The sequence below is a fragment of the Bacteroides sp. CAG:189 genome, assembly GCF_000432295.1.
GTDB classification, from domain to species: Bacteria; Bacteroidota; Bacteroidia; order Bacteroidales; family Bacteroidaceae; genus Bacteroides; species Bacteroides salyersiae.
Map to the genome: position 1 here is coordinate 1 of NZ_HF990982.1, position 21840 is coordinate 21840.

At 43.6% G+C, this 21840-nt stretch carries 13 protein-coding genes; 5 read left to right on the forward strand and 8 right to left on the reverse strand.

What is annotated here, in order from left to right:
• Positions 1–116 precede the first annotated feature (116 nt).
• Positions 117–584, forward strand: a complete 468-nt coding sequence (locus QVP90_RS01035; protein ID WP_005923711.1) for a nucleoside deaminase — start codon at positions 117–119, stop codon at positions 582–584.
• A 102-nt stretch (positions 585–686) separates the two neighbouring features.
• On the opposite strand, the gene QVP90_RS01040 is transcribed toward QVP90_RS01035, so the two are convergent.
• Together QVP90_RS01040 and QVP90_RS01045 are read right to left on the reverse strand one after the other, a co-directional pair.
• The gene (locus QVP90_RS01040; protein WP_005923714.1) at positions 687–2252 is read right to left on the reverse strand and encodes an OmpP1/FadL family transporter; all 1566 of its coding nucleotides are present in this window, start codon (positions 2250–2252) and stop codon (positions 687–689) included.
• A 34-nt stretch (positions 2253–2286) separates the two neighbouring features.
• Positions 2287–3567, reverse strand: coding sequence for a hypothetical protein (locus QVP90_RS01045; RefSeq protein ID WP_021935450.1), 1281 nt, complete (start codon positions 3565–3567; stop codon positions 2287–2289).
• 301 nt (positions 3568–3868) lie between these two features.
• On the opposite strand from QVP90_RS01045, the gene prmA reads away from it, so the two are divergent.
• Entirely contained in the window at positions 3869–4717 is an 849-nt protein-coding gene (gene prmA / locus QVP90_RS01050; protein ID WP_007480440.1) for a 50S ribosomal protein L11 methyltransferase, read from the forward strand.
• A 210-nt stretch (positions 4718–4927) separates the two neighbouring features.
• Here prmA and QVP90_RS01055 read toward each other — a convergent pair whose 3' ends face one another.
• The 5 genes from QVP90_RS01055 to QVP90_RS01075 form a co-directional block, all read right to left on the reverse strand.
• Complete coding sequence (locus QVP90_RS01055; protein WP_021935451.1) at positions 4928–5818, reverse strand: glycoside hydrolase family 25 protein; 891 nt, start codon at positions 5816–5818, stop codon at positions 4928–4930.
• A 175-nt stretch (positions 5819–5993) separates the two neighbouring features.
• Positions 5994–7637, reverse strand: coding sequence for a diphosphate--fructose-6-phosphate 1-phosphotransferase (locus tag QVP90_RS01060; protein ID WP_005923725.1), 1644 nt, complete (start codon positions 7635–7637; stop codon positions 5994–5996).
• A 481-nt stretch (positions 7638–8118) separates the two neighbouring features.
• The gene (locus tag QVP90_RS01065; RefSeq protein ID WP_021935452.1) at positions 8119–9513 is read right to left on the reverse strand and encodes an efflux transporter outer membrane subunit; all 1395 of its coding nucleotides are present in this window, start codon (positions 9511–9513) and stop codon (positions 8119–8121) included.
• Between the two features lie 2 nt (positions 9514–9515).
• Positions 9516–12659, reverse strand: coding sequence for an efflux RND transporter permease subunit (locus QVP90_RS01070; protein ID WP_005923734.1), 3144 nt, complete (start codon positions 12657–12659; stop codon positions 9516–9518).
• A 3-nt stretch (positions 12660–12662) separates the two neighbouring features.
• Positions 12663–13874 carry an efflux RND transporter periplasmic adaptor subunit gene (locus QVP90_RS01075; RefSeq protein WP_005923737.1) on the reverse strand — a complete coding sequence of 404 codons (1212 nt, stop codon included), beginning with the start codon at positions 13872–13874 and terminating at the stop codon, positions 12663–12665.
• A gap of 275 nt (positions 13875–14149) precedes the next feature.
• Between QVP90_RS01075 and QVP90_RS01080 the strand changes: the two genes are divergently transcribed.
• Positions 14150–16363, forward strand: a complete 2214-nt coding sequence (locus tag QVP90_RS01080) for a patatin-like phospholipase family protein (RefSeq protein ID WP_021935453.1) — start codon at positions 14150–14152, stop codon at positions 16361–16363.
• Positions 16364–16518: 155 nt separating this feature from the next.
• Here the strand turns inward: QVP90_RS01080 and mfd are convergent, their stop codons facing one another.
• Positions 16519–19887 (reverse strand): transcription-repair coupling factor, encoded by a 3369-nt coding sequence (gene mfd / locus QVP90_RS01085; RefSeq protein ID WP_021935454.1) that lies wholly within the window; start codon positions 19885–19887, stop codon positions 16519–16521.
• A gap of 196 nt (positions 19888–20083) precedes the next feature.
• Here mfd and QVP90_RS01090 point away from each other — a divergent pair, with 196 nt between their 5' ends.
• Together QVP90_RS01090 and QVP90_RS01095 are read left to right on the forward strand one after the other, a co-directional pair.
• Entirely contained in the window at positions 20084–20836 is a 753-nt protein-coding gene (locus tag QVP90_RS01090) for a polyprenol monophosphomannose synthase (protein WP_021935455.1), read from the forward strand.
• 17 nt (positions 20837–20853) lie between these two features.
• Positions 20854–21840: amidohydrolase family protein (locus tag QVP90_RS01095; protein ID WP_288203654.1), on the forward strand; the 987-nt coding region annotated here is incomplete at its 3' end.

Below are 21840 nucleotides of genomic sequence, written 5' to 3' on the forward strand. Positions count from 1 at the left end.
TCCTCTTTTTTTATTATACTATCATCCATACAGTATCAACAATAAAAAAGAAAAACTTAGTTGCCAATGATTATCCGAATGATTATCTTTGTCTTAAACTTAAATACTGAAAATAAATGACTAAGGAAGAACTAATGCGGAAAGCAATCGAGCTTTCCAACGAAAACGTAGCCAATGGTGGTGGCCCTTTCGGTGCTGTCATCGCCAAAGACGGAGAAATAATTGCCACCGGTGTGAACCGCGTAACAGCTTCATGCGATCCTACAGCCCATGCCGAAGTTAGTGCCATCCGTGCCGCAGCCGCCAAATTGGGAACATTTAACCTGAGTGGTTATGAAATATATACCTCATGCGAACCCTGTCCGATGTGTTTAGGAGCAATCTATTGGGCCCGTTTGGATAAAATGTATTATGGCAACAATAAAACCGATGCGAAAAACATAGGTTTCGATGACTCCTTTATCTATGACGAACTGGAATTAAAACCGGAAGATAGAAAATTGCCGTCAGAGGTGTTGTTGCACGATGAAGCGATAAAAGCTTTTGAAGCCTGGATGGAAAAAGAAGACAAGATAGAGTATTAAATACGATATGAAACATTAAAACACAAGAATCCCCGGAGTACTGCAAATTCTCCGGGGATTTCTTTCACACATAAAAGTTATTATTGCAATTGAAACTTTCTATTAAAAACGCATACCAACAGTAAACAGTACCTGGCTACGTGTATTAGTCACCTCTGTTTTATTAAGGTAAAGATCATCGAAAGCATAAAAATCTTCTTTATAAGAACTAAACTTATATGCCAAGTCAGCGTAAAACATGTTACCGCGATACCCAATACCTAATGTATAGTTATTAAGAGCCTGGGCATTGGCAAAATCAGTATCAGTACTTATTGAATTTTCAGGTAATTGCTTATAAGCCTCGCCTTTAAAAGCAGTAGTACTATGATTATATCCCAAACGGAAAGCAAACTGAGGAATTACCTTGTATTCAGCACCGACACGGAATGTATGCACACCTTTCAACATATCAGTCTGATTATTTTCAAAAAACATAGCATCTCCCTCAGGATAATTAAACCTCATCGTCGAATAATCTTCATATTCGTACTCCGCACCAATTGCAAAACTATTACCGACCGTATATCCTAAACTAAGATTATAAATCCACGGCGTACGGAGACTGTATTCACGATTCATATCACCAACTAAATTATATGTATCTATATCGGTACGCTTCAATTTACCATCCAAATACATATCGGAAATAAGACGTGCACTTGTTGTCAAAGTAAGTTTATAAAATGTTGGAGAGTGCACAGATGCACCAATACGGAAAGGGGAAGATTCAAACGGACGTACAATAGCTCCCATCTTAAAGTCAAATCCACTACCAGAAATCTTATTCCAGCTTTCCAACAGATATCCGGTCTCTTCTCCATAACTTTCGTCATACGAAGAATACTTGCTATAATCTACATCATAAGCCCCAACAGTCAATCCCAAATAAACACGGTCATTAAAATTAAACGATACATTAAAATCATATGCATCAATTCCTCCTCTCTCTTCGGAACGGAATAAAGAATAAGGAATATCAGTAGTTACCGGCATGTAACGATAAGGATTTTGGGGATCCGATTTATCCTCCTGAATCAAGTATCCCTGCCATCCTAACACAGACATCCATCCAAGATCCGGATCACGGAAAGCTTCCCTACCATCAAGATATTTACTGTCTTTCACACCATTCGTCAAATTAGCCATCTGATAAGTTTGGGTTACGATCCCACCATTAGGATCTGTATTCAACAACCCCTCCATACCCATATTCTTATAAAATGATTTCGATTTATGATAATTAAAACCAAAATTCACATAGCGTAACGGAGTCTGATTACCTATTTTCGATGAAATTACAAAACCTATATTATCGTACGACCAATGATTCTTATCCAACTTAGAATTATAAGTATTATCATACCCTTTATATTTACTTTCTGATCCAAAGGCAGAAAAACTGAAAGATGTCATTGCGTCATTACTGCGATAAATACCGATACCTGCCGGATTTGTACCCATAGTGGAAATATCCCCACCCAATGCGCTCATCGCACCACCCATACCAACAAAACGGGCAGTTCCATTTAAATCTTTACTCGCTATTTTGGTAGCATCATATATGCTTTGTGCATTAATACCGCTTACAAACAAAGCAGTGGCTACCGTAATCATTATCTTTTTCATAATCCTGAACTTTTACATTAATACCTACGTCAGCTTATCTTCTGCTACTACTGCGACTGGAGCTACCGCCACCAGAACGGGAAGAACTTCCACCACTATAAGAAGAACTGGAACGCGAACTACTACTGCTACTGGGAGAGTAACTTCTACTGCTACTGGATGGCGCACTGTAAGAGCGTCTTGAACTCCCATTAGAATAATTACTACGGCTGGATGACTGAGTTGAACTTCCGCGGTTATAGCTTGATGAAGAACGAGTACTACTACTTCTGGAAGAAGAACGACCCGTACTTGGCCGAGAGCTACTGCTATTGTAAGTACTACGGGTACTACTTGGGCGTGTGTAAGTAGAACGACGGGAAGACGACGCTTCTCTTCTATCCGAACTTACTCCCGGCCGGGTACTGGAAGAAGTACGCGTACCTACGACACGACCTGATGACGAAGTACTGGTACGACGGGAAGAACTTACACTGGCACGGTCAGACTGCCCTCCTGTATAGGAACGCCGGGAAGTTCCCGAAGAATACCTGTCTCTACTTCCAAATGAACGTCGACTCGTATAACTGTTATTGGCCCAGTAATGACCGCCGCCACCCCATCCGGGATAATAGCCATGATGGTGTCCCCAATGACCACCCCAATAGCCGCCACCGTACCAACCACCGTACCAACCGCCATACCAGCCACCCCAGTAACCGGGATAGTAACCACCCCATCCATAGTAAGGATGTGACCATCCCCAGCCCCATCCGGGACCATAGGAATTATATCTCCAATCCCACCATAACGGATTGCTGAATGTAGGGAATGCATAGGCATAAAGTCCATCGGTATATACGTTCCAGTCCCATGAATTCATTCCGTATACAACATCCCAATAGAACGGGCTGCTAATGCTAACGGCAAAACGAGGATTACGGAAACGAATGATACGCTCGGCATATTCATAATCATCCTGTGAACCGTTAAACTCACCGTTCACCCATTCTCCGTCCAGATCCGGTTGGTCTTTTTCCTTAATATATAGCGTATCGTTATCCATTTCGAAGTCGTTATCACGTGCATCGTAACGGCGATTATACTCGTCTACATCGCGAATGTTTCCTTTCCGGTCCTGAATCACAACAGTGGTTCCGGGAGTCGTATAAATATTCGTCGTGGTCTCTCTCCGAACCGGTTCCTTCTTGGCAGGTGCAGGTTCTTCTTCCTTCTCTTTGGAAGGAATGAAATAGAGATCATCATCATAGCTCTGTGCCATCAAACCTATAGGGAGACACAAGGCAATCAACAGTAAAAAAACAATCTTTTTCATATCTCTGTGGTTTATGGGTTATCTTTAATCCTTTCATTCACGTTACAAAGATAAGCAACGTATCCATCCTTTCGGGGAGATTTTCCCCAAAGGATGATAGGGATTTCCCTATTTATAAAAGATTCACGCATGATTTTATATGTAAACAATACCGGATCAGAGGTTACCTATTAAATAAAGTTATCGTCTGTTTAAAATTCACCCGATAATTTTTCTGAGGAAATTCCGAACAGAAGTTTCTAAATGTAACTTTCCTTTGTTTTATCCTCATTTAATCGTAATTTTGCAAATAAAAACAACTATGAAGTATTTTGAGTTCACGTTTGATACCAACCCTTGTACGGAAACTGTTAATGACGTATTAGCTGCTGTTTTGGGCGATGCCGGGTTTGAAAGTTTTATAGAACGCGAAGGTGGTCTGTCAGCATATATCCAACAATCTCTCTGCAATGAAGAAGTAATAAAAAATGCTCTTAATGAATTCCCGTTACCGGATACGGAAATCACTTACAACTACGTAGAAGCCGAAGATAAGAACTGGAATGAAGAATGGGAGAAAAACTTCTTCCAACCAATCGTAATCGGTAATCGTTGCGTAATTCACAGCACCTTTCATCACGATGTGCCAAAAGCGGAATATGACATTGTAATCAATCCGCAGATGGCATTCGGTACAGGACACCATGAAACGACCAGTCTTATTATCAGCGAACTGTTGAACAGTGAACTGGAAGGAAAATCTCTTCTTGATATGGGATGCGGTACCTCTATTCTTGCAATCCTGGCACGTATGCGTGGCGCTACTCCCTGCACAGCAATCGATATTGACGAATGGTGCGTGCGTAACTCGATTGAAAATATCGAATTGAACAAAGTGACAGACATAGATGTAGAATTGGGAGATGCCGGCACATTGCAAGGTAAAGGTCCTTTTGATGTAGTTATTGCAAATATCAATCGGAACATCCTACTGAACGACATGAAGCAATATGTGGCTTGCATGCATCCGGGATCAGAACTTTACATGAGCGGTTTTTATGTAGACGACATTCCCGTTATCCGTGAAGAAGCCGAACGCAATGGATTAAACTTCATCCATCATCAGGAAAAGAATCATTGGGCTGCCGTAAAATTCATTCTGAAAGGATGAATGGCTGGGGCAAATGAAAAGCCAAATGAAAAAAATGAAGGAATGAAAGGCTATGCCAAATGAAAGAATAATTTAAAATGAACAAATGTGTCCATTATCCCATCATTCTTTCATTTGTACACAGCGTGATTAACCGGCACATTAGCATATTATTTCATTATTCCTTGTTTCATTTGGCATAGCCTTTTATTCCTTCATTGTTTCATTGTTTCATTCTTTCATTCTTTCATTTGTTTTTACAACCACATTATCAATCGTCATCTTTTTCAATTCTTCTAATGTCCCGTTGAATACATTCAGATCCACATTCTCTTCAATACCGGGTACGCTGCCTACATCCGTATGTTGCCAAAAATGCCATTTGCCTTCATACTTTACTGAATCCACATAGTAATGGGCTATCCAATAAGGATAAGTATCAAAAATAGAATCACTCAAATAACGTGTTTTAAATTTATAAGAGGTGTACAAAATCGGTTTCACCCCATAATGTGCTTCTATTCGGTCGAGCCAACGTTTTATATTCCCTTGTAGTTCTTCCTTTTTTTTCTTGCCGGTTACTTCCACATCCAGTACCGGAGGAAGATCTCCCGGAGCAAGTTTCACTGTACGAATAAAGAAATCCGCCTGTTTTAAAGGGTCAGTAGCCGGAGAGAAAAAATGATAGGCACCACGAATAAATCCGTGCTTTCCCGCTTCGGAAAAGTTACGGGCAAAAGTATCATCGCCATGATCTCCTCCCTCAGTAGCCTTCATAAAAACAAATTCAATGGGAAAGTCAGTCAAACGGCTCTGCGTCAGTTGCCCCCAGTCGATATCTCCCTGATAATGCGATATATCGATACCATGCACATCATAACAGCAAGGTACACAAATTCCATATGCTTTCAACCCATAACAAGGTTTCCAACGATAAGCATAAGGCCTAATAAAGAAATAATAAAATGCCACCGAGAAAAAAGTGACAATGACGGCAACGAGCACATTACGCAGCCATATAGGCATAGTAGTACGAACGGCCTTTTTCGTTGTCTTTCGCGGAGAACGACGGGAAGTAGCAGATTTTTTTTTACGAGGTATAGGTTGACGGGAGTTAGTCATATTAGAAGTTAGAAGTTAGTAGATAGTAGTTAGAAATGAATGGTCAGGAGTCAGAAGTGAATAGTCGGTAAATAGTAGTTAGAATCTAATGGCATAATGCTAACACGCTACATAGATTTTAACTCCTAACTCCTGACTCCTGACTCCTAACTTCTATCTACCATCTACTTACTACTTATTTTGCTTGTTCCAACTGCAAAGTCTTAGTAGGCTGGTCGCATACTTCAGTCGGACCGAAGTATTGAATAGGACCCGGATATACATAATCCGTAGTCATAGCCCACTGGTCACGCATAGCGGCAAATGTCTTGAACGGAGCACCATCCAGTTTCACAAGAGCTTTCTGGATAACCGGTTTCATTTCTCCATGACGACGTTCCATATTCATCATCATTGTGATAGGCACACCGCCTGCAATCCATTCTTCTGCAGGAGCAGTCGTATTGCGTACAGACGACATATACCCCGTCTTGCCATTAGCAATCAACATAGAAGCAGTATAACCCAATGAGTAGCAATAGTCTGCGTCATAATTTGACGGAGCAGCGCAACGCCCTTCATAACCGAAGAAGTGATGTTGTGCAGCAAACTTACCTACATATTTACCTTCTGCTTTCCAAGTAGCCAGTTTAGTGGCAACCATTTCCGACAACAGTTTTTCCGTTTCAATCAGTGATACCTGTACGTTTCCGTGCGGGTCGCGATCCAACGTCAACTGACGGGCCACTCCTTCGGGAAGACTTGCATAGATAGCCGAGTTTTCCGGAGAAAGTTTACGAATGATATAATCACGCTGGTGAGACTTCTTAATCTGAGAGAACTCTTCGGCATTCGTAGCCAGGAAGTCATTCAGTTCGGCAATCAGACGCTTCATAGCCGGAATAAACTCTACCAAGCCTTCGGGAATAAGAACCGTACCGAAGTTATTACCCTGTGCAGCACGATCGGCCACTACCTGAGCAATGTAAGTCACTACGTCGTCCAAGGACATATCTTTAGCCTCAACTTCTTCAGAGATGATACAAACATTAGGCTGAACCTGCAAAGCACATTCCAAAGCGATATGAGAAGCCGAACGCCCCATCAGTTTGATGAAGTGCCAATATTTACGCGCTGAGTTACAGTCACGCTGGATATTTCCGATCACTTCCGAGTAAACTTTACAAGCAGTATCGAATCCGAAAGAAGTCTCGATCATTTCGTTCTTCAAGTCACCGTCGATTGTCTTCGGACAACCGATCACCTGTACACCGGCTTTCTTAGCTGCGTAATATTCAGCCAATACACAAGCGTTTGTGTTAGAGTCATCACCGCCGATGATCACAAGTGCTTTGATACCCAACTCTTTCAGAATTTCAAGACCTTTCTCAAACTGATCTTCTTTTTCCAACTTCGTACGACCGGAACCGATAATATCGAAACCGCCGGTATTACGATATTCGTCGATGATATCCGAAGTCAGTTCCATATAATTATGGTCAACCAGGCCGCCGGGGCCGAGGATGAAACCATACAATTTGCTATCCGGATTCAGCGCTTTGATACCGTCGAACAGGCCGGAGATCACGTTATGTCCGCCCGGAGCTTGTCCACCGGAAAGAATAACACCCACGTTCATGGCAGGCAACTTTACAGCTTCACCGGCCTCGAACTTGATCAATGGCATACCGTACGTATTAGGAAATAATTTCTGAATAGCTTCCTGATCGGCTACAGATTGAGTAGCAGCGCCTTCTACAGCCTTAACAGCTCCTTTCAGCGCTTTCGGAAGTTTGGGCTGATAAGCAGCCCTCGCGATTTGCAATGCACTTTTAGTCATTTTCTTTATTTTTATTTAAAGGTGTTAGTAAGTTCGATTCTAAAAAATCAAAAGCGATGCAAATTTCGTGTTTTTTTCTGAATTATGAAAGAGCATGCGTAAATAATGTTAGCAACTATTTCGGTTATAGAGACTTTACATCGACAAAGATGAAAAACGCAAATGACGATTAAAAAGTTTTATGATCCATTAATATAATTCAGCCGTATGTAACGGAACAATGAAAAGACAATAAAAAGCAACCAATAACATAGGAATACAACACCGGAAGAGAGTACTATTCTCATGAAATTATGAACGCAATCGAATCATAAAAACATCCCCATGTTTTAACCGACAACATCCGGATGTTCTGCATAAGAACATGGGGATGTTGTTAACCAAAACATGGGGATGTTTTACAACTAAGAATATAATCCTGATTAAATAACATATTGGTAACTAAGCATATCAGAGTACAGATACCTTACTATCCAATACTCTATTTGCCTTCGTCTTTTACCTGCCAGCCGCCACCCAGTGCTTTATACACCTGTACAACGGCAATCAGTTCATCGCGAATCGCATTGCTCAAACCGATCTGGGCATCAAAATATCCACGCTGGGCATCGAGCACATCGAGATAGTTAATAACACCATTGATATACTGAAGCTGCGCCAAATCTACATAGCTCTTTGAAGAACGTTCCAGCTTGGCCCTCAAATCATATACCTCCTTTATCTTATTAAAATTGACAATGGCGTTATGCGTCTCTTTAAAAGCAGTAAGGACTGTTTTTTCATAACTGTGTACCTCTGCTTCATAAGCCGCTTTTTTCGCTTTCAATGCAGCGCGATTCTTTCCCCAGCCAAAAATCGGAGTCAATAAAGCACCTTCCATAATACCATAAGGAGATTTCAGGAGATCGGAAAGCACCACACTTTCGGCTCCTGCCCCGCCGGTAAGTGAAATACGGGGAAACATATTTGTATATGCCACCCCTACTTTGGCATTTGCAGCAATCAACTTTTGTTCGGCCTGACGGATATCCGGACGTCGTTCCAGCAAATCGGAGGGTAAACCTATGGGCAATTCGTTCGGGAAGTTGAACTCCTGCAACAAACGGCTGCGGGCTATCTTATTAGGATACTCCCCGGCAAGAAAAGCTATGTCATTTTCCTTAAGGCTGATCTTACGCTCCAGATCGGGCACCAACGTTGCCGTACGGGCAAGTTCCACCTGCGACTGGCGATAAGAGGTTTCGGATGTCAGTCCTCCCTCGAAACGGATACGCGCCAAGCGCATCCCTTCTTCGCGGGCTTTCAAAGTCTGGCGAACGATCTCCAACTCCGTATCGAGAGCTACAAGTTCATAGTAGGCTTGGGCTACTTCGGATACAATCGTCATGCGAAGTGCACGTTGCGCTTCTACCGATTGCAGATACTCAGCAATACTTGCCGAGCGTGCCCAGCGCAGATTCCCCCATAAATCCAGTTCCCAAGAAAACAGTACTTGGGCTTCAAAAGTATCATTACGTTTAAAAGCATCTCCACCATGATTTTCAAATTCGCGTTCACCGGTCACCGTTCCTTTTATATCGGGAAGCAGCGCTGCCATCGAAATTCTTTTTTGCGCCGCCATCTCTTTCACACGGGCGGCGGCAATCAGAATATCTTTATTATATTCCAAAGATTTTGCTATCAGTCCACGGAGGGTGGAATCTGTATAAATGTTCCACCAATCCATATCCCCAAAGCTCAACGAGTCCTGATGTTGTGCAAGGCTATCGGGCAAATGAAGATCGGGACGGGTATAGCTCTTCCCTACCTTGCAGGCGGAGAAGGTGACAAGGACAAGAAGGGTTACTAAAGTTATATAGATGTTATTTCGTTTCATAATCATTTACGTTTTAGTTTGGAAGCAAACGGAATTTTCACCCCACCGCTTCTGTGGCGTATCTTAGTAGTCGTTTTATATACCATTACAAAGAAGAACGGTACCAAAATAATGCCCAGGACAATTGCAAATATCATTCCGAAGAATACTCCCGTACCGATGGCCTGGCGACTGGCAGAACCGGGACCGCTTGCCAATACCATCGGAAGCATACCGAGCACAAAGGCAAGAGATGTCATCAGAATGGGGCGGAAGCGCAGACGGGCGGCATTGATAGCGGCCGTAACAATGTCTTCTCCGTTGTCGACCTGTACTTTGGCAAATTCTACAATAAGAATAGCATTCTTTGCAGCCAAACCTACCAGCATCACAAGGCCGATCTGGAAATAAACATCATTCTCCAACCCACAGATCCATACCCCTAAATAAGCACCTAATGCAGCAATCGGCAAAGAGAGCAATACGGCAACCGGCAAAGTCCAGCTCTCGTATTGTGCTGCCAAAAAGAGGAAGACAAAAAGAAAAACCAATGCCAACACGAGACCGGTCTGCCCTCCGGCTTGTTTCTCCTGATAGGAAAGACCGCTCCATTCCAGACCGATATTATCCGGCAAATGATCACGGGCTATCTGTTCCATAATCTCCATGGCTTGTCCCGAACTGTATCCGTGGGCAGCCTCACCACGGATAACGGCCGTTGTAAACATATTAAAACGTTTAATGCTACCGGGACCTGTGGTGTACGAAGCATTACCCAAAGAGGTCAAAGGAACCATCACTCCATTGGAAGCTTTCACAAAAAACAGATTGATATTGTCCTTATGTTCACGATAGGGAGCTTCTGCCTGAATATACACCTTATATATACGGTTAAACATGTTAAAATCATTCACATAAACAGAACCGGTATAGGCTTTCATCGTAGAAAAGACATCAGCCAAAGGCACACCTAACATTTTCACTTTATCACGGTCCACATCGAAATATAACTGAGGGATTTCCGCCTGTAAGGAAGAAGAGAGCCCGGCCAGTTCTTTATGCTTGGAAGCATAGTACATCAACGTATCGGCAGCCTGCACCAAATTATCGAATGTGGCTTCGCCGCGAGCCTCAAGCTGCATTTCAAAACCTCCGGAACTTCCCAAGCCGGGAATAACCGGTGGAGTGGAAAGATAGACCTTGCATTCGGGATACTCCTCCAAGTGTTTCTGCACTTCCGACATGATTTTGTTTATGCTGGTTTCCTTACGTTCTTCCCACGGTTTCAGAATAACGGTCAACTCACTACGCGCCTGATTACTCCCGACACGAGGACTGCTTCCGGTTACATTCTGCACATAAGCGATGTATGGATTCTTACCAAGAAAAGAGATGGCACGCTCCGTCACTTGGCGTGTACGCTCCAAAGTAGCCCCTTCGGGCAATTCGAGCTCTATTTTGAAATATCCCTGATCTTCTACCGGAAGGAAACTGGTGGGAATAATGCGGTGCAACAACAAAATACCGATCAATACTACGCCGAAGGCACTCAACACGCGTCGCGGATTACGAATAACCCGGGTAATGATACTCACGTATTTATTATTACCGACGTTCAGCCAATGATTAATTTTACGGAACACGATATTCTTCTTCTTTCCGTTATCCGGTTTCAGAATCAGAGAACACATGACAGGGCTGAGCGTAAGTGCAACCACAGTAGAGATTAATACCGACACGGCAATCGTTATGGTAAACTGCCGGTAAAGTTGTCCGGTAATTCCACTTAAGAAGCTAACAGGAACGAATACTGCGCAAAGCACCAGCGAAGTGGCAATCAATGCACTGGTCAGCCCCTCCATTGCTTTCTTAGTGGCTTCGTAAGCACTCAACTTTTCGGTTTCCATGATATGCTCCACACTCTCTACCACCACAATCGCATCATCCACCACAATACCGATGGCAAGGATCAACCCTAACAGAGTAAGGATATTCAGTGAAAAGCCGAATATCAACATAAAACCGAAGGTACCGATCAATGAAATAGGTACAGCCACAATCGGTATCAATGTGGCACGCCAACTCTGTAAAGAGAGAAAAACAACCAACACGACCAGGACAAGTGCCTCAAACAGTGTTTTATATACCTCATGGATAGACTCGGAAATATAGGTAGTCATATCAAACGGTATTTCGTAATTCAATCCTTCCGGAAAGTTCCTACTGATCTCTTCCATGGCCTCCTTTACATTGTCGGCCACTTCAATGGCATTGGCACCGGGCAACATATAAATACCGAGTACTGCGGCATTCTCTCCATTGATACCACTTTCCGTATTATAGGAAGAAGCCTCGAGCGATACACGCGCCACATCCCTCAGACGGATAATGGAACCGTTCGAATTGGCACGTACTACGATATCTTCAAACTGACTGACAGTGGAAAGACGACCTTGCGTAGTAATAGGGATGGTGATATCCAACCCCTTTACAGGTTGTTGACCGAGTACACCGGCAGCCGACTCACGGTTCTGGTCTTTCAATGCGTTCTGCAAATCCTGTACGGTAAGACCGAAATTTGCCAGTTTATCGGGCTGCGCCCATATCTGCATGGCATAATACCGGCTACCTATATTCGACACACGCCCCACACCGGGAATACGGCGAAGCACATCGAGCACATTGATAGTAGCAAAGTTACTCAGATAGATTTCATCGAATTTCGGATCGGAAGAAGTCAGACAAAGCGTCATCAACTGACTGGGTGCCTGCTTCTCCACTGATATACCATTCTGAATTACTTCGGCGGGAAGACGGGATTCGGCAAGTTTCACCCGATTTTGAATCTCAACAGCCGCTAAATCCGCATCGGCAGACACGTCAAAAGTAACTGTTGCAGAAAATCCTCCGGAATTGGAACTGTTGGATTCCATATAAAGCATACCCGGAGTACCGTTTATCTCCTGTTCGATAGGAGTCGCCACAGCCTGCGAAACCGTCAGTGCACTGGCTCCGGGATAAGAAGCACTGATCTTAACAACGGGAGGCGTAATCTGCGGATATTGGTCCACCGGAAGCATGGTCAGACCGATAATTCCGATGATAACAATAACAATAGACAATACCGCAGAAAAAACCGGCCTATCTATAAAAAAACTTACTTTCATTACTTAATCCTTTTTAGCATTATCCACACTGTCAACCGTACCGGAATCCATCGCACCGGCTTCTACCACCCGGACTTTCATACCCGGATTCAATTTGTGGAATCCTTCAACAACAATCATCTCTCCCTGTACAAGTCCCCGTTCTACAACTACTTTATTGCCAAATTCGGGTCCCAATTCAATGAAACGCCTTTCAACAGTGGAATCTCTGCGCATCACATAAATGTAAGCTCCTCCTTTTTCAATCGTTACTGCTTTCAACGGCACCACAACGGCTCCCTCACGAACATCGAGCAGCAGTTTCACTTTGGTAAACTGTCCGGGTAATAATACCTGCTTCGGATTGGGCATTTCAGCACGAACAGAGAATGTACCCGTTTGGGGGTCTACCTGCGGTTCGGCAAAATCCACATAACCTTTATAAGGATAGACCGTATTGTCGGCCAATGTAATCGAAATGTTCGGCTGCCAGGAACGGCTGGAATCCTGTTGGCCGATATTGATGTTACGTTCTTTACTTTTCAGATAATCCAAAGCCGTCATATTGAAATCCACCAATACCGTATCACTCTTGACAATCGTAGCCAGCAAAGATTTCCCACCGGGACCGACTAAAGTTCCCAAATCGACATTTCTTTCGCTGATATGCCCCGAGAGTGGAGAACGGACCAGCGTATACCCCAATTCCAACTCTGCCTGTGCCAGATCGGCTTCACTCATGGCAACCGTAGCGACAGCGCTTTCGTAAGCCGCTTCGGCATTATCAAGATCCAATTGACTGGCGGCATTCTGTGCATACAGAGGTTTGATACGTTCAAAATCACGTTGTGCTTTCAATGCTTGTGCCTCGTCTTTCTTCAACTGAGCCCGGGCTTTATCTGCTTTAGCCCGATATTGCTCCTGGTTAATGACAAAAAGTACCTGATTCTTATTTACGTAAGTACCTTCGGCAAAAAGCATCTGTTCCAGATACCCTTCTACCCGGGCACGTACCTCTACAAACTGTTGGGCACGGATACGGCCTACATACTCACCATAAATTTCTACATCGTCTTTTGCAGCCGCTTCTACCATGACCGTAGGAATTTCCGGTTCAGCCTTACGCGGCCGGGTCAGTACCCAATAAATGCCTAACAGCAGAATGATGCAAACAACAGCAGCAATGGTTCTCTTTCGCTTTAACTTCAATTCTTTTTTTGAGAAAAATAATCTCATAATCGGATGAATTATTTAAATTAACTTATGTTTGTTCTTAGTTTTGTAGCATACAAATTGTATACCAAAGTAATTAATATTGTATTTTTCATTATAAATCAGTTCATTATATCCCAAACAGTATATTCACAGAATTGTAGATTTTCTTTTCTAATTGTGGAATTTATCTACAAATCCGACTTTCGGACCAAAAAACGAGATAAATATCTTCTACTACTAAACAAATTATCGCATACATTTGTACTTTATAATAATAGATATAACAAATATCCTTAATGAAAAAACATTTATCTCTGACATTGGTTCTCCTGACTTGTCTTTTTTTTACCTTGCCCTCTTCCGCACAGCAGCGCAAAAAGGTAGGCGTGGTTCTCAGTGGTGGCGGTGCAAAAGGAGTTGCACATATCGGAGCACTCAAAGTTATCGAAGAAGCCGGCATTCCCATCGATTATATCGTAGGCACCAGTATGGGATCTATTATCGGAGGATTATACGCTATCGGCTATACCCCCCAGCAACTGGACAGCATGGTGAAAAAGCAGGACTGGACTTTCCTGCTCAGCGACCGTATCAAACGAAGCCAGCAAACGATGTCCGAAAGAGAAAAATCAGAAACCTTCGTGCTATCGCTCCCTCTCACCGGAAAACGTTTCAAAGAACAAGCTTCGGGAGGAGTTATCAAAGGACAGAATCTTGCCAATCTATTCTCTGACCTGACCGTAGGATATCACGATTCAATCGATTTCAATAAATTACCGATTCCTTTTGCCTGTGTTTCGGAAAACGTAGTAAATGGAAAAGAAATCGTATTTCATGACGGCGTGCTTTCCACTGCCATGCGCGCCAGCATGGCCATTCCCGGTGTATTCACTCCGGTACGAATCGACGGCATGGTATTGGTAGACGGAGGTATGAAGAATAATTATCCGGTAAATGTGGCCAAAGCCATGGGAGCGGAAATCATCATCGGGGTAGATGTTCAAAATAAATTGCGAACGGAAGAAGAATTGAATACGGCACCTGATATTCTGCTACAAATCATAGATCTGACCACACAGGAAAATTACGCAAGAAACGTTGCCGCATCAGACGTCCACATTAAAGTAAATGTAAAAGGATACTCTTCAGCCAGCTTCACCCCGAACGCACTCGATACACTGACGAACCGTGGAGAAGAAGCCGCACTTGAGAAATGGGACGACTTGTTAAAACTGAAGAAGAAAATCGGCATCCCGGAAGATTATAAACCGGAAGCTCACGGGCCGTACACTTCTCTCTCTTCTTCCCGGAAGTTTTTTGTAAAAGAGATTAATTTTTCCGGCATTGAAGATGCCGACAAAAAGTGGATGATACGGAAATGCAAGTTGAAAGAGGATAGTGAGATCAGTGTGGCGCAACTGGAAAAAGCCCTTTCGGTACTGAGAGGAAGCCAAGCCTATTCCAACGTCAGTTATAAACTGACCAATATGCCGGAAGGCTACAAACTCGACTTTCTATTGGAAGAGAAATATGAAAGAAATATAAATTTAGGAATTCGCTTCGACTCCGAGGAAACAGCCTCTGTGTTACTGAATGCCACATCAAACCTGAAAACCCGTATTCCCTCTAAGATATCCGTCACCGGACGCTTAGGAAAACGATATGCCGCCCGTGTAGACTATACTCTGGAACCAATGCAGATGAGAAACTTTAATCTCGGTTATCTCTTCGAATACAATGATATCAATATCTACAATCATGGTGACCGGGCATACAATACCACTTATAAATATCATTCGGGCGAATTCAGTTTCTCCGATGTCTGGTACAAAAATCTGCGCTTTGCTATCGGAGCACGCTTCGAATACTTTAAGTATAAAGATTTCCTGTACAACAGTTCGGAATATAATCTGAAAATTCAACCGGAACATTTTTTCAGCTATTTTGCACAAGTACATTACAATACGTTCAACAAAGGATATTTCCCGAATAAAGGAGCCGATTTTAAAGCCGGCTATGTGCTCTATACCGACAACTTAGCAAAATATAAAGGACATGCCCCATTCTCCGCACTCAGTATTTCATGGTCGGAAGCCTTTCAACTTACCAACCGAATCGCACTGCTCCCCTCTGTATACGGCAGGGTACTCATCGGTAGAGATATTCCCTACCCATACACCAATGCATTAGGAGGTGACTATTTCGGACGTTTCATCTCCCAACAAATGCCATTTGCAGGAATAGACAACATCGAAATCATGAAAAACTCCGTCGTGGTAGGTGCATTGAAACTTCGTCAACGCTTATGGAGCAAACATTACATAAGTCTCACCGGAAACGTAGCGCTGAACAACAATAATTTCTTTGATATTCTGGAAGACAAATGCATCTATGGTTTCAGTTTAGGATACGGAATCGATAGCATGTTCGGCCCCTTGGAAGCTTCATTAGGATACTCCAACCAATGCAAAAAAGTAGGATTCTACGTAAATTTAGGATTCTATTTCTAACGGGAGGAGGAAGTCACACCTACAAGATGTAAGCTATCATTACTAACGTTCCAGAATAGCGAGCCTCAATGGGCACACCCCGTCCAGAATGCCTCCCGGACGGGGTGAGGATGAAAATACGACTGATCATACATGAGAATACGACTGATAATTCCTTATCCAACGGGCAAAGCCACTATTTCCTGCAATACACTGACCGCCGTTTCCACATTCGGAATGTCTTTTATCAGCATCGAGCGCCTTCCGTTTTGCTCACGCAAATCACAACGGCGGGTGTATTTCATCATATAATCGATCACTTTGCCAAATGCCTGACTTTGATAGAACGGGCTCTCCGGGTTGGAAACGAAAAACAAGGTCATCCGGCCGGCCTTAAGAAAAACCTTCTCAGCACCCAACCGGGCAGCAAGCCGACGAAGCGGCACGATCCGCAACAGCTCTTCCGTCTCAGGAGGTACAGGCCCGAAACGGTCTTCAAGCCGCGAACGAAAAGCATCTACATCCCTATCCAATGTCAATCCGTCCAATTCGCGATACAAAAGCATGCGTTCACTGCTACCGGTAACATAAGTGGCAGGCAGCAGCAACTCCAGATCGCTCTCTACCTGGCACTCCTCCACAAACTGTTCGCCGCTCACCGCACCTTCTCCTTTTATCTCATCGGCATACAGTTCGGCAAACTCATCCGTTTTCAATTCGTGTACAGCTTCGGAAAGGATTTTCTGATAAGTTTCATACCCTAAGTCGGCTATGAATCCGCTTTGCTCGGCTCCCAACATATTTCCTGCACCGCGAATATCGAGATCCTGCATGGCAATATGAATACCGCTACCCAAATCAGAAAAATTCTCAATAGCCTGCAAACGCCGTTTCCCCTCCGGGGTAAGTGACGACAACGGAGGAGCAAGCAGATAGCAAAATGCTTTCTTATTGCTACGCCCTACCCGCCCGCGCATCTGGTGAAGATCGCTTAAGCCGAAATTCTGTGCCTGATTGATAATAATCGTATTTGCGTTGGGAATGTCGATACCGCTTTCTATAATAGTGGTAGCAAGCAATACATCATAATCATAATTTACAAATCCGAGGATAATCTGTTCCAACTCCGACGGTTCCATTTGTCCGTGCCCGATGGCAATACGGCAATCGGGAATATGGCGAAGGATCATAGCTTTCAGTTCCGGCAAGTTTGCAATACGGTTGTTGACGAAAAACACCTGTCCGTTGCGACTCATCTCAAAATTAATGGCATCGGCAATAATCTCTTCATTGAAAGTATGTAGCTCGGTCTGTATCGGATAACGATTGGGCGGCGGTGTGGAAATCACGCTCAGATCTCGTGCACCCATTAATGAAAACTGAAGCGTACGCGGAATAGGAGTAGCAGTCATGGTCAGTGTATCTACATTTACTTTCAGTTGGCGCAACTTCTCTTTCACGGATACTCCGAACTTTTGTTCTTCATCGATAATCAGCAAACCGAGATCTTTGAAATGTACATCCTTTCCCAAGATGCGGTGTGTACCGATAAGAATACCGACCTCTCCGTCGCTAAGGCCTTTGAGCACTGCTTTGGCTTGTGCCGCCGTACGGGCACGGCTCAGATATTCCACCCGGCAGGGAAGCCCTTTCAAGCGTTCACGGAAGGTTTGAAAATGCTGATACGCCAATACGGTTGTAGGCACCAGTACGGCCACCTGCTTATTGTCGGCCACCGCCTTAAATGCGGCACGAATAGCCACTTCCGTTTTTCCGAAACCTACATCCCCGCAAACCAGACGGTCCATGGGGCGGTCACGTTCCATGTCTGCTTTTACTTCAGCCGTCGCTTTGCTTTGGTCAGGGGTATCCTCATAGATGAAAGACGCCTCCAGTTCCCGTTGTAAAAAGCTATCCGGACTATATGCAAATCCTTTTTCTTCACGACGTTGTGAGTAGAGTTTTATCAGATCACGGGCAATGTCTTTTATCTTGGTCTTGGTGCGCTCCTTCAACTTCTCCCAAGCACCGGTTCCCAATTTATTCAAACGGGGCGGTTCTCCCTCCTTTCCTTTATACTTCGATACCTTGTGCAACGAATGGATCGAAACAAAAACCACATCGTCATTCTGGTAAACCAATTTCATGACCTCCTGTGTGGTATCGCCATTAGGGATACGTACCAATCCGGAAAAACGTCCTACTCCGTGATCGGTATGCACCACATAATCACCGGGAGTAAACTGATTGAGTTCCTTTAATGAAAGAGCCACTTTACCCGAACGGGCCTTGTCGCTTTTCAGATTGTATTTATGAAAACGATCGAACAACTGATGATCCGTAAAAACGCAAAGCCGCAATTCATTATCTGCAAAACCTTCGTGAAGAGTACGTTCCACGGCTATAAAAGAAATTTTATCCCCCCTATCCTCAAAGATGGCACGGATACGATCGGTCTGTTTTGTACTGTCACTACAGATATACAATGAATATCCTTTTTCCTGATACTCTTGAAAAGAAGCGGCCGCCAAATCAAAGTTCTTATGGAAAATAGGTTGTGCCGTAACATCAAAAGACACCGTGGCATCGGCTGTACCGGTAGGTTTATTACCAAACTCCAGACGCCGGAAATCAAGCGCATGAACTGTAAATTCACTCCCGTCAATCAGTTTCCCTTCAAGTGTAATGCCCCCGTTTTCTTCGGCCTCCTGTACGGCAATCGCCTGTGGAGTCAACGCCTCATCATGCACGCTCTGTATACGTTCACGCAACCACAGGAAATCACGCATGGCAAGTACCGTATCCCTCGGAATGAAATCAAGAAAAGAGGTCGATGCCATCCCTGTCACCGCCAGATCGGGCACTATGACAATACTGTCTTTCTTTTCACGGGAAAGTTGCGAATCCACTTCAAACGTACGGATGCTCTCCACTTCATCTCCAAAAAAGTCAATACGATAGGGATACTCCGATGAGAAAGAAAAAACATCGATAATACTTCCGCGAACCGCGTATTGACCCGGCTCATAAACATAGTCAACATACTCGAAACCGTAACTATGCAACACATCGGTTACAAAAGTGGAATCAACACGTTCGCCAACACCGAGCTTAAGCGTCTTATCGCTCAACTCTTTCCGGGAAACGACTTTCTCTGCCAATGCATCGGGATAGGTAACCACACACAGCCCCTTCTCCCCTTTCTGCAAACGACTGAGAACCTCGGTACGAAGTATCTCATTTGCCGCATCTTTCTGTCCGTATTTGATAGCGCGACGGAAAGAAGAAGGAAAAAACAGTATCCGCTCCCCTCCCAATACTTGCGTAAGGTCATGATAGAAATATCCCGCTTCTTCAAGATCGCTCAAGATAAAAACAAACGGACAGGTCTCTTTCCGCACCAATACAGAAAAGAAAAGCGAAGCGGAAGATGCACACAATCCCCCACAAAAAATATGTTTTACGGAAACATCTTTCAGCAGCCGGTTCATGGCCGTCACATTGGGATGGACGGCATATTGTTGTTGCAGTTCAGTGATAGTCATTATTCCTGTTTTTTTTAACTCACCATCTAACGGATAAAGCATCGTTCTGTTTCTATAAAAAAACACAACGATGTAAGACTCTGCATCCTCTGTGGTGAAAATCCCCGCAAAAGTACTAAATTATCCTTAGTTTTAATATACTATTTTTTGTAAGTAACGGAAAAACGTTACATTTGTCGCAAATACAAATACGCTTATGCAAACACCATCGGACAGCATTGTTATCATCCCCACTTACAACGAGCGGGAAAATATAGAAAATATTATCCGCGCGGTATTCGGATTAGATAAAGTGTTTCATATACTCATCATTGAAGATGGTTCACCGGACGGTACGGCGGCTATCGTCAAAAAGTTGCAGGAAGAGTATCCGAACCGTTTGTTCATGGTGGAGCGTAAAGGTAAATTAGGATTAGGAACTGCATATATTGCGGGATTCAAATGGGCGCTGGCTCACAACTATCAATATATTTTTGAAATGGATGCCGATTTCAGTCACAATCCCCAGGATCTGCCCCGTTTGTACAAAGCCTGCACTGAAGATGGAAGCGATGTAGCCATCGGTTCACGCTACGTAAGTGGAGTCAATGTAGTAAACTGGCCTATGGGACGTGTATTAATGTCATACTTCGCATCCAAATATGTCCGGTTCATCACCGGAATTCCGATACACGACACGACTGCCGGATTCAAATGCTATCGCCGCCGTGTTCTCGAAACCATCGATTTGGACAATATACAATTCAAGGGATATGCCTTTCAGATAGGAATGAAATTTACGGCCTACAAATGTGGATTTAAAATCACTGAAGTACCGGTTATCTTCATCAACAGAGAGTTAGGAACTTCAAAGATGAATGGCAGTATCTTCGGTGAAGCCGTATTCGGAGTCATCAAGTTGAAAATAGGCAGTTGGTTTCATAAATATCCGAAATGCAGTAATCCGTGATTAATACCCCCGAAAAAATGAAAAGAACTTTTATAAAAAATGCAATCATAGTAAACGAAGGACGGCAGGTAGCCGGTTCCGTAGTGATAGAAGGAGAAAAGATAGCAGAAATATGGGTGGGCGATGAAGGGCCTGTCGTACCTTGTGATGAAACAATTGATGCTACAGGATGTTATTTATTACCCGGAGTGATTGATGATCATGTACACTTCCGCGATCCCGGATTGACTCAAAAAGCCGATATTACAAGCGAAAGCCGGGCAGCTGCGGCAGGTGGAGTAACTTCGATTATGGATATGCCCAATACGAGTCCGCAAACAACCACCCTGGATGCACTGAATGCAAAGTTCGATTTAATGGCAGAAAAATGTTCCGTCAATTATTCCTGCTACTTCGGAGCTACCAATAATAATTATCCTTTATTGGAGCAATTGGACAAGCATCGCGTATGCGGTGTCAAGCTATTCATGGGATCGAGCACCGGTAATATGCTGGTCGATAAAATGACAAGCCTGCTGAACATATTCAACAGTACGGATTTATTAATAGCCACTCACTGTGAAGATCAAGGTATTATCAAAGAAAACACTGAAAAATATCTAACCAAATACGGAGCAGACGGTGATGTTCCTTTAAGATATCATCCGAATATCCGGTCGACAGAAGCCTGTTACCAGTCGTCAGAACTGGCAGTACGCCTGGCGCGGATAGCCGATGCGCGTCTACATATTCTGCATATATCGACTGCCAAAGAATTGCAGTTACTCGAGAATATTCCCCTCGTAGAGAAAAGGATTACAGCCGAGGCATGTGTTTCCCATCTTTTATTTACTTCGAGTGATTACCAAGAGTTGGGTACTCGTATCAAATGTAACCCGGCCATCAAGAAAAAAGAACGGAATGCCTTACGTGATGCCGTCAACTCCGGCCTGATCGACGTAATAGCTACCGATCATGCTCCGCATTTACTCAAAGACAAAGAAGGTGGTGCACTGAAAGCGGCA

Excerpts from the sequence above, each read along its gene's own strand:
- QVP90_RS01035 (WP_005923711.1), top strand. The coding sequence starts at position 117 with ATGACTAAGGAAGAACTAATGCGGAAAGCAATCGAGCTTTCCAACGAA.
- QVP90_RS01040 (WP_005923714.1), bottom strand. The coding sequence starts at position 2,252 with ATGAAAAAGATAATGATTACGGTAGCCACTGCTTTGTTTGTAAGCGGT.
- QVP90_RS01045 (WP_021935450.1), bottom strand. The coding sequence starts at position 3,567 with ATGAAAAAGATTGTTTTTTTACTGTTGATTGCCTTGTGTCTCCCTATA.
- prmA (WP_007480440.1), top strand. The coding sequence starts at position 3,869 with ATGAAGTATTTTGAGTTCACGTTTGATACCAACCCTTGTACGGAAACT.
- QVP90_RS01055 (WP_021935451.1), bottom strand. The coding sequence starts at position 5,818 with ATGACTAACTCCCGTCAACCTATACCTCGTAAAAAAAAATCTGCTACT.
- QVP90_RS01060 (WP_005923725.1), bottom strand. The coding sequence starts at position 7,637 with ATGACTAAAAGTGCATTGCAAATCGCGAGGGCTGCTTATCAGCCCAAA.
- QVP90_RS01065 (WP_021935452.1), bottom strand. The coding sequence starts at position 9,513 with ATGAAACGAAATAACATCTATATAACTTTAGTAACCCTTCTTGTCCTT.
- QVP90_RS01070 (WP_005923734.1), bottom strand. The coding sequence starts at position 12,659 with ATGAAAGTAAGTTTTTTTATAGATAGGCCGGTTTTTTCTGCGGTATTG.
- QVP90_RS01075 (WP_005923737.1), bottom strand. The coding sequence starts at position 13,874 with ATGAGATTATTTTTCTCAAAAAAAGAATTGAAGTTAAAGCGAAAGAGA.
- QVP90_RS01080 (WP_021935453.1), top strand. The coding sequence starts at position 14,150 with ATGAAAAAACATTTATCTCTGACATTGGTTCTCCTGACTTGTCTTTTT.
- mfd (WP_021935454.1), bottom strand. The coding sequence starts at position 19,887 with ATGACTATCACTGAACTGCAACAACAATATGCCGTCCATCCCAATGTG.
- QVP90_RS01090 (WP_021935455.1), top strand. The coding sequence starts at position 20,084 with ATGCAAACACCATCGGACAGCATTGTTATCATCCCCACTTACAACGAG.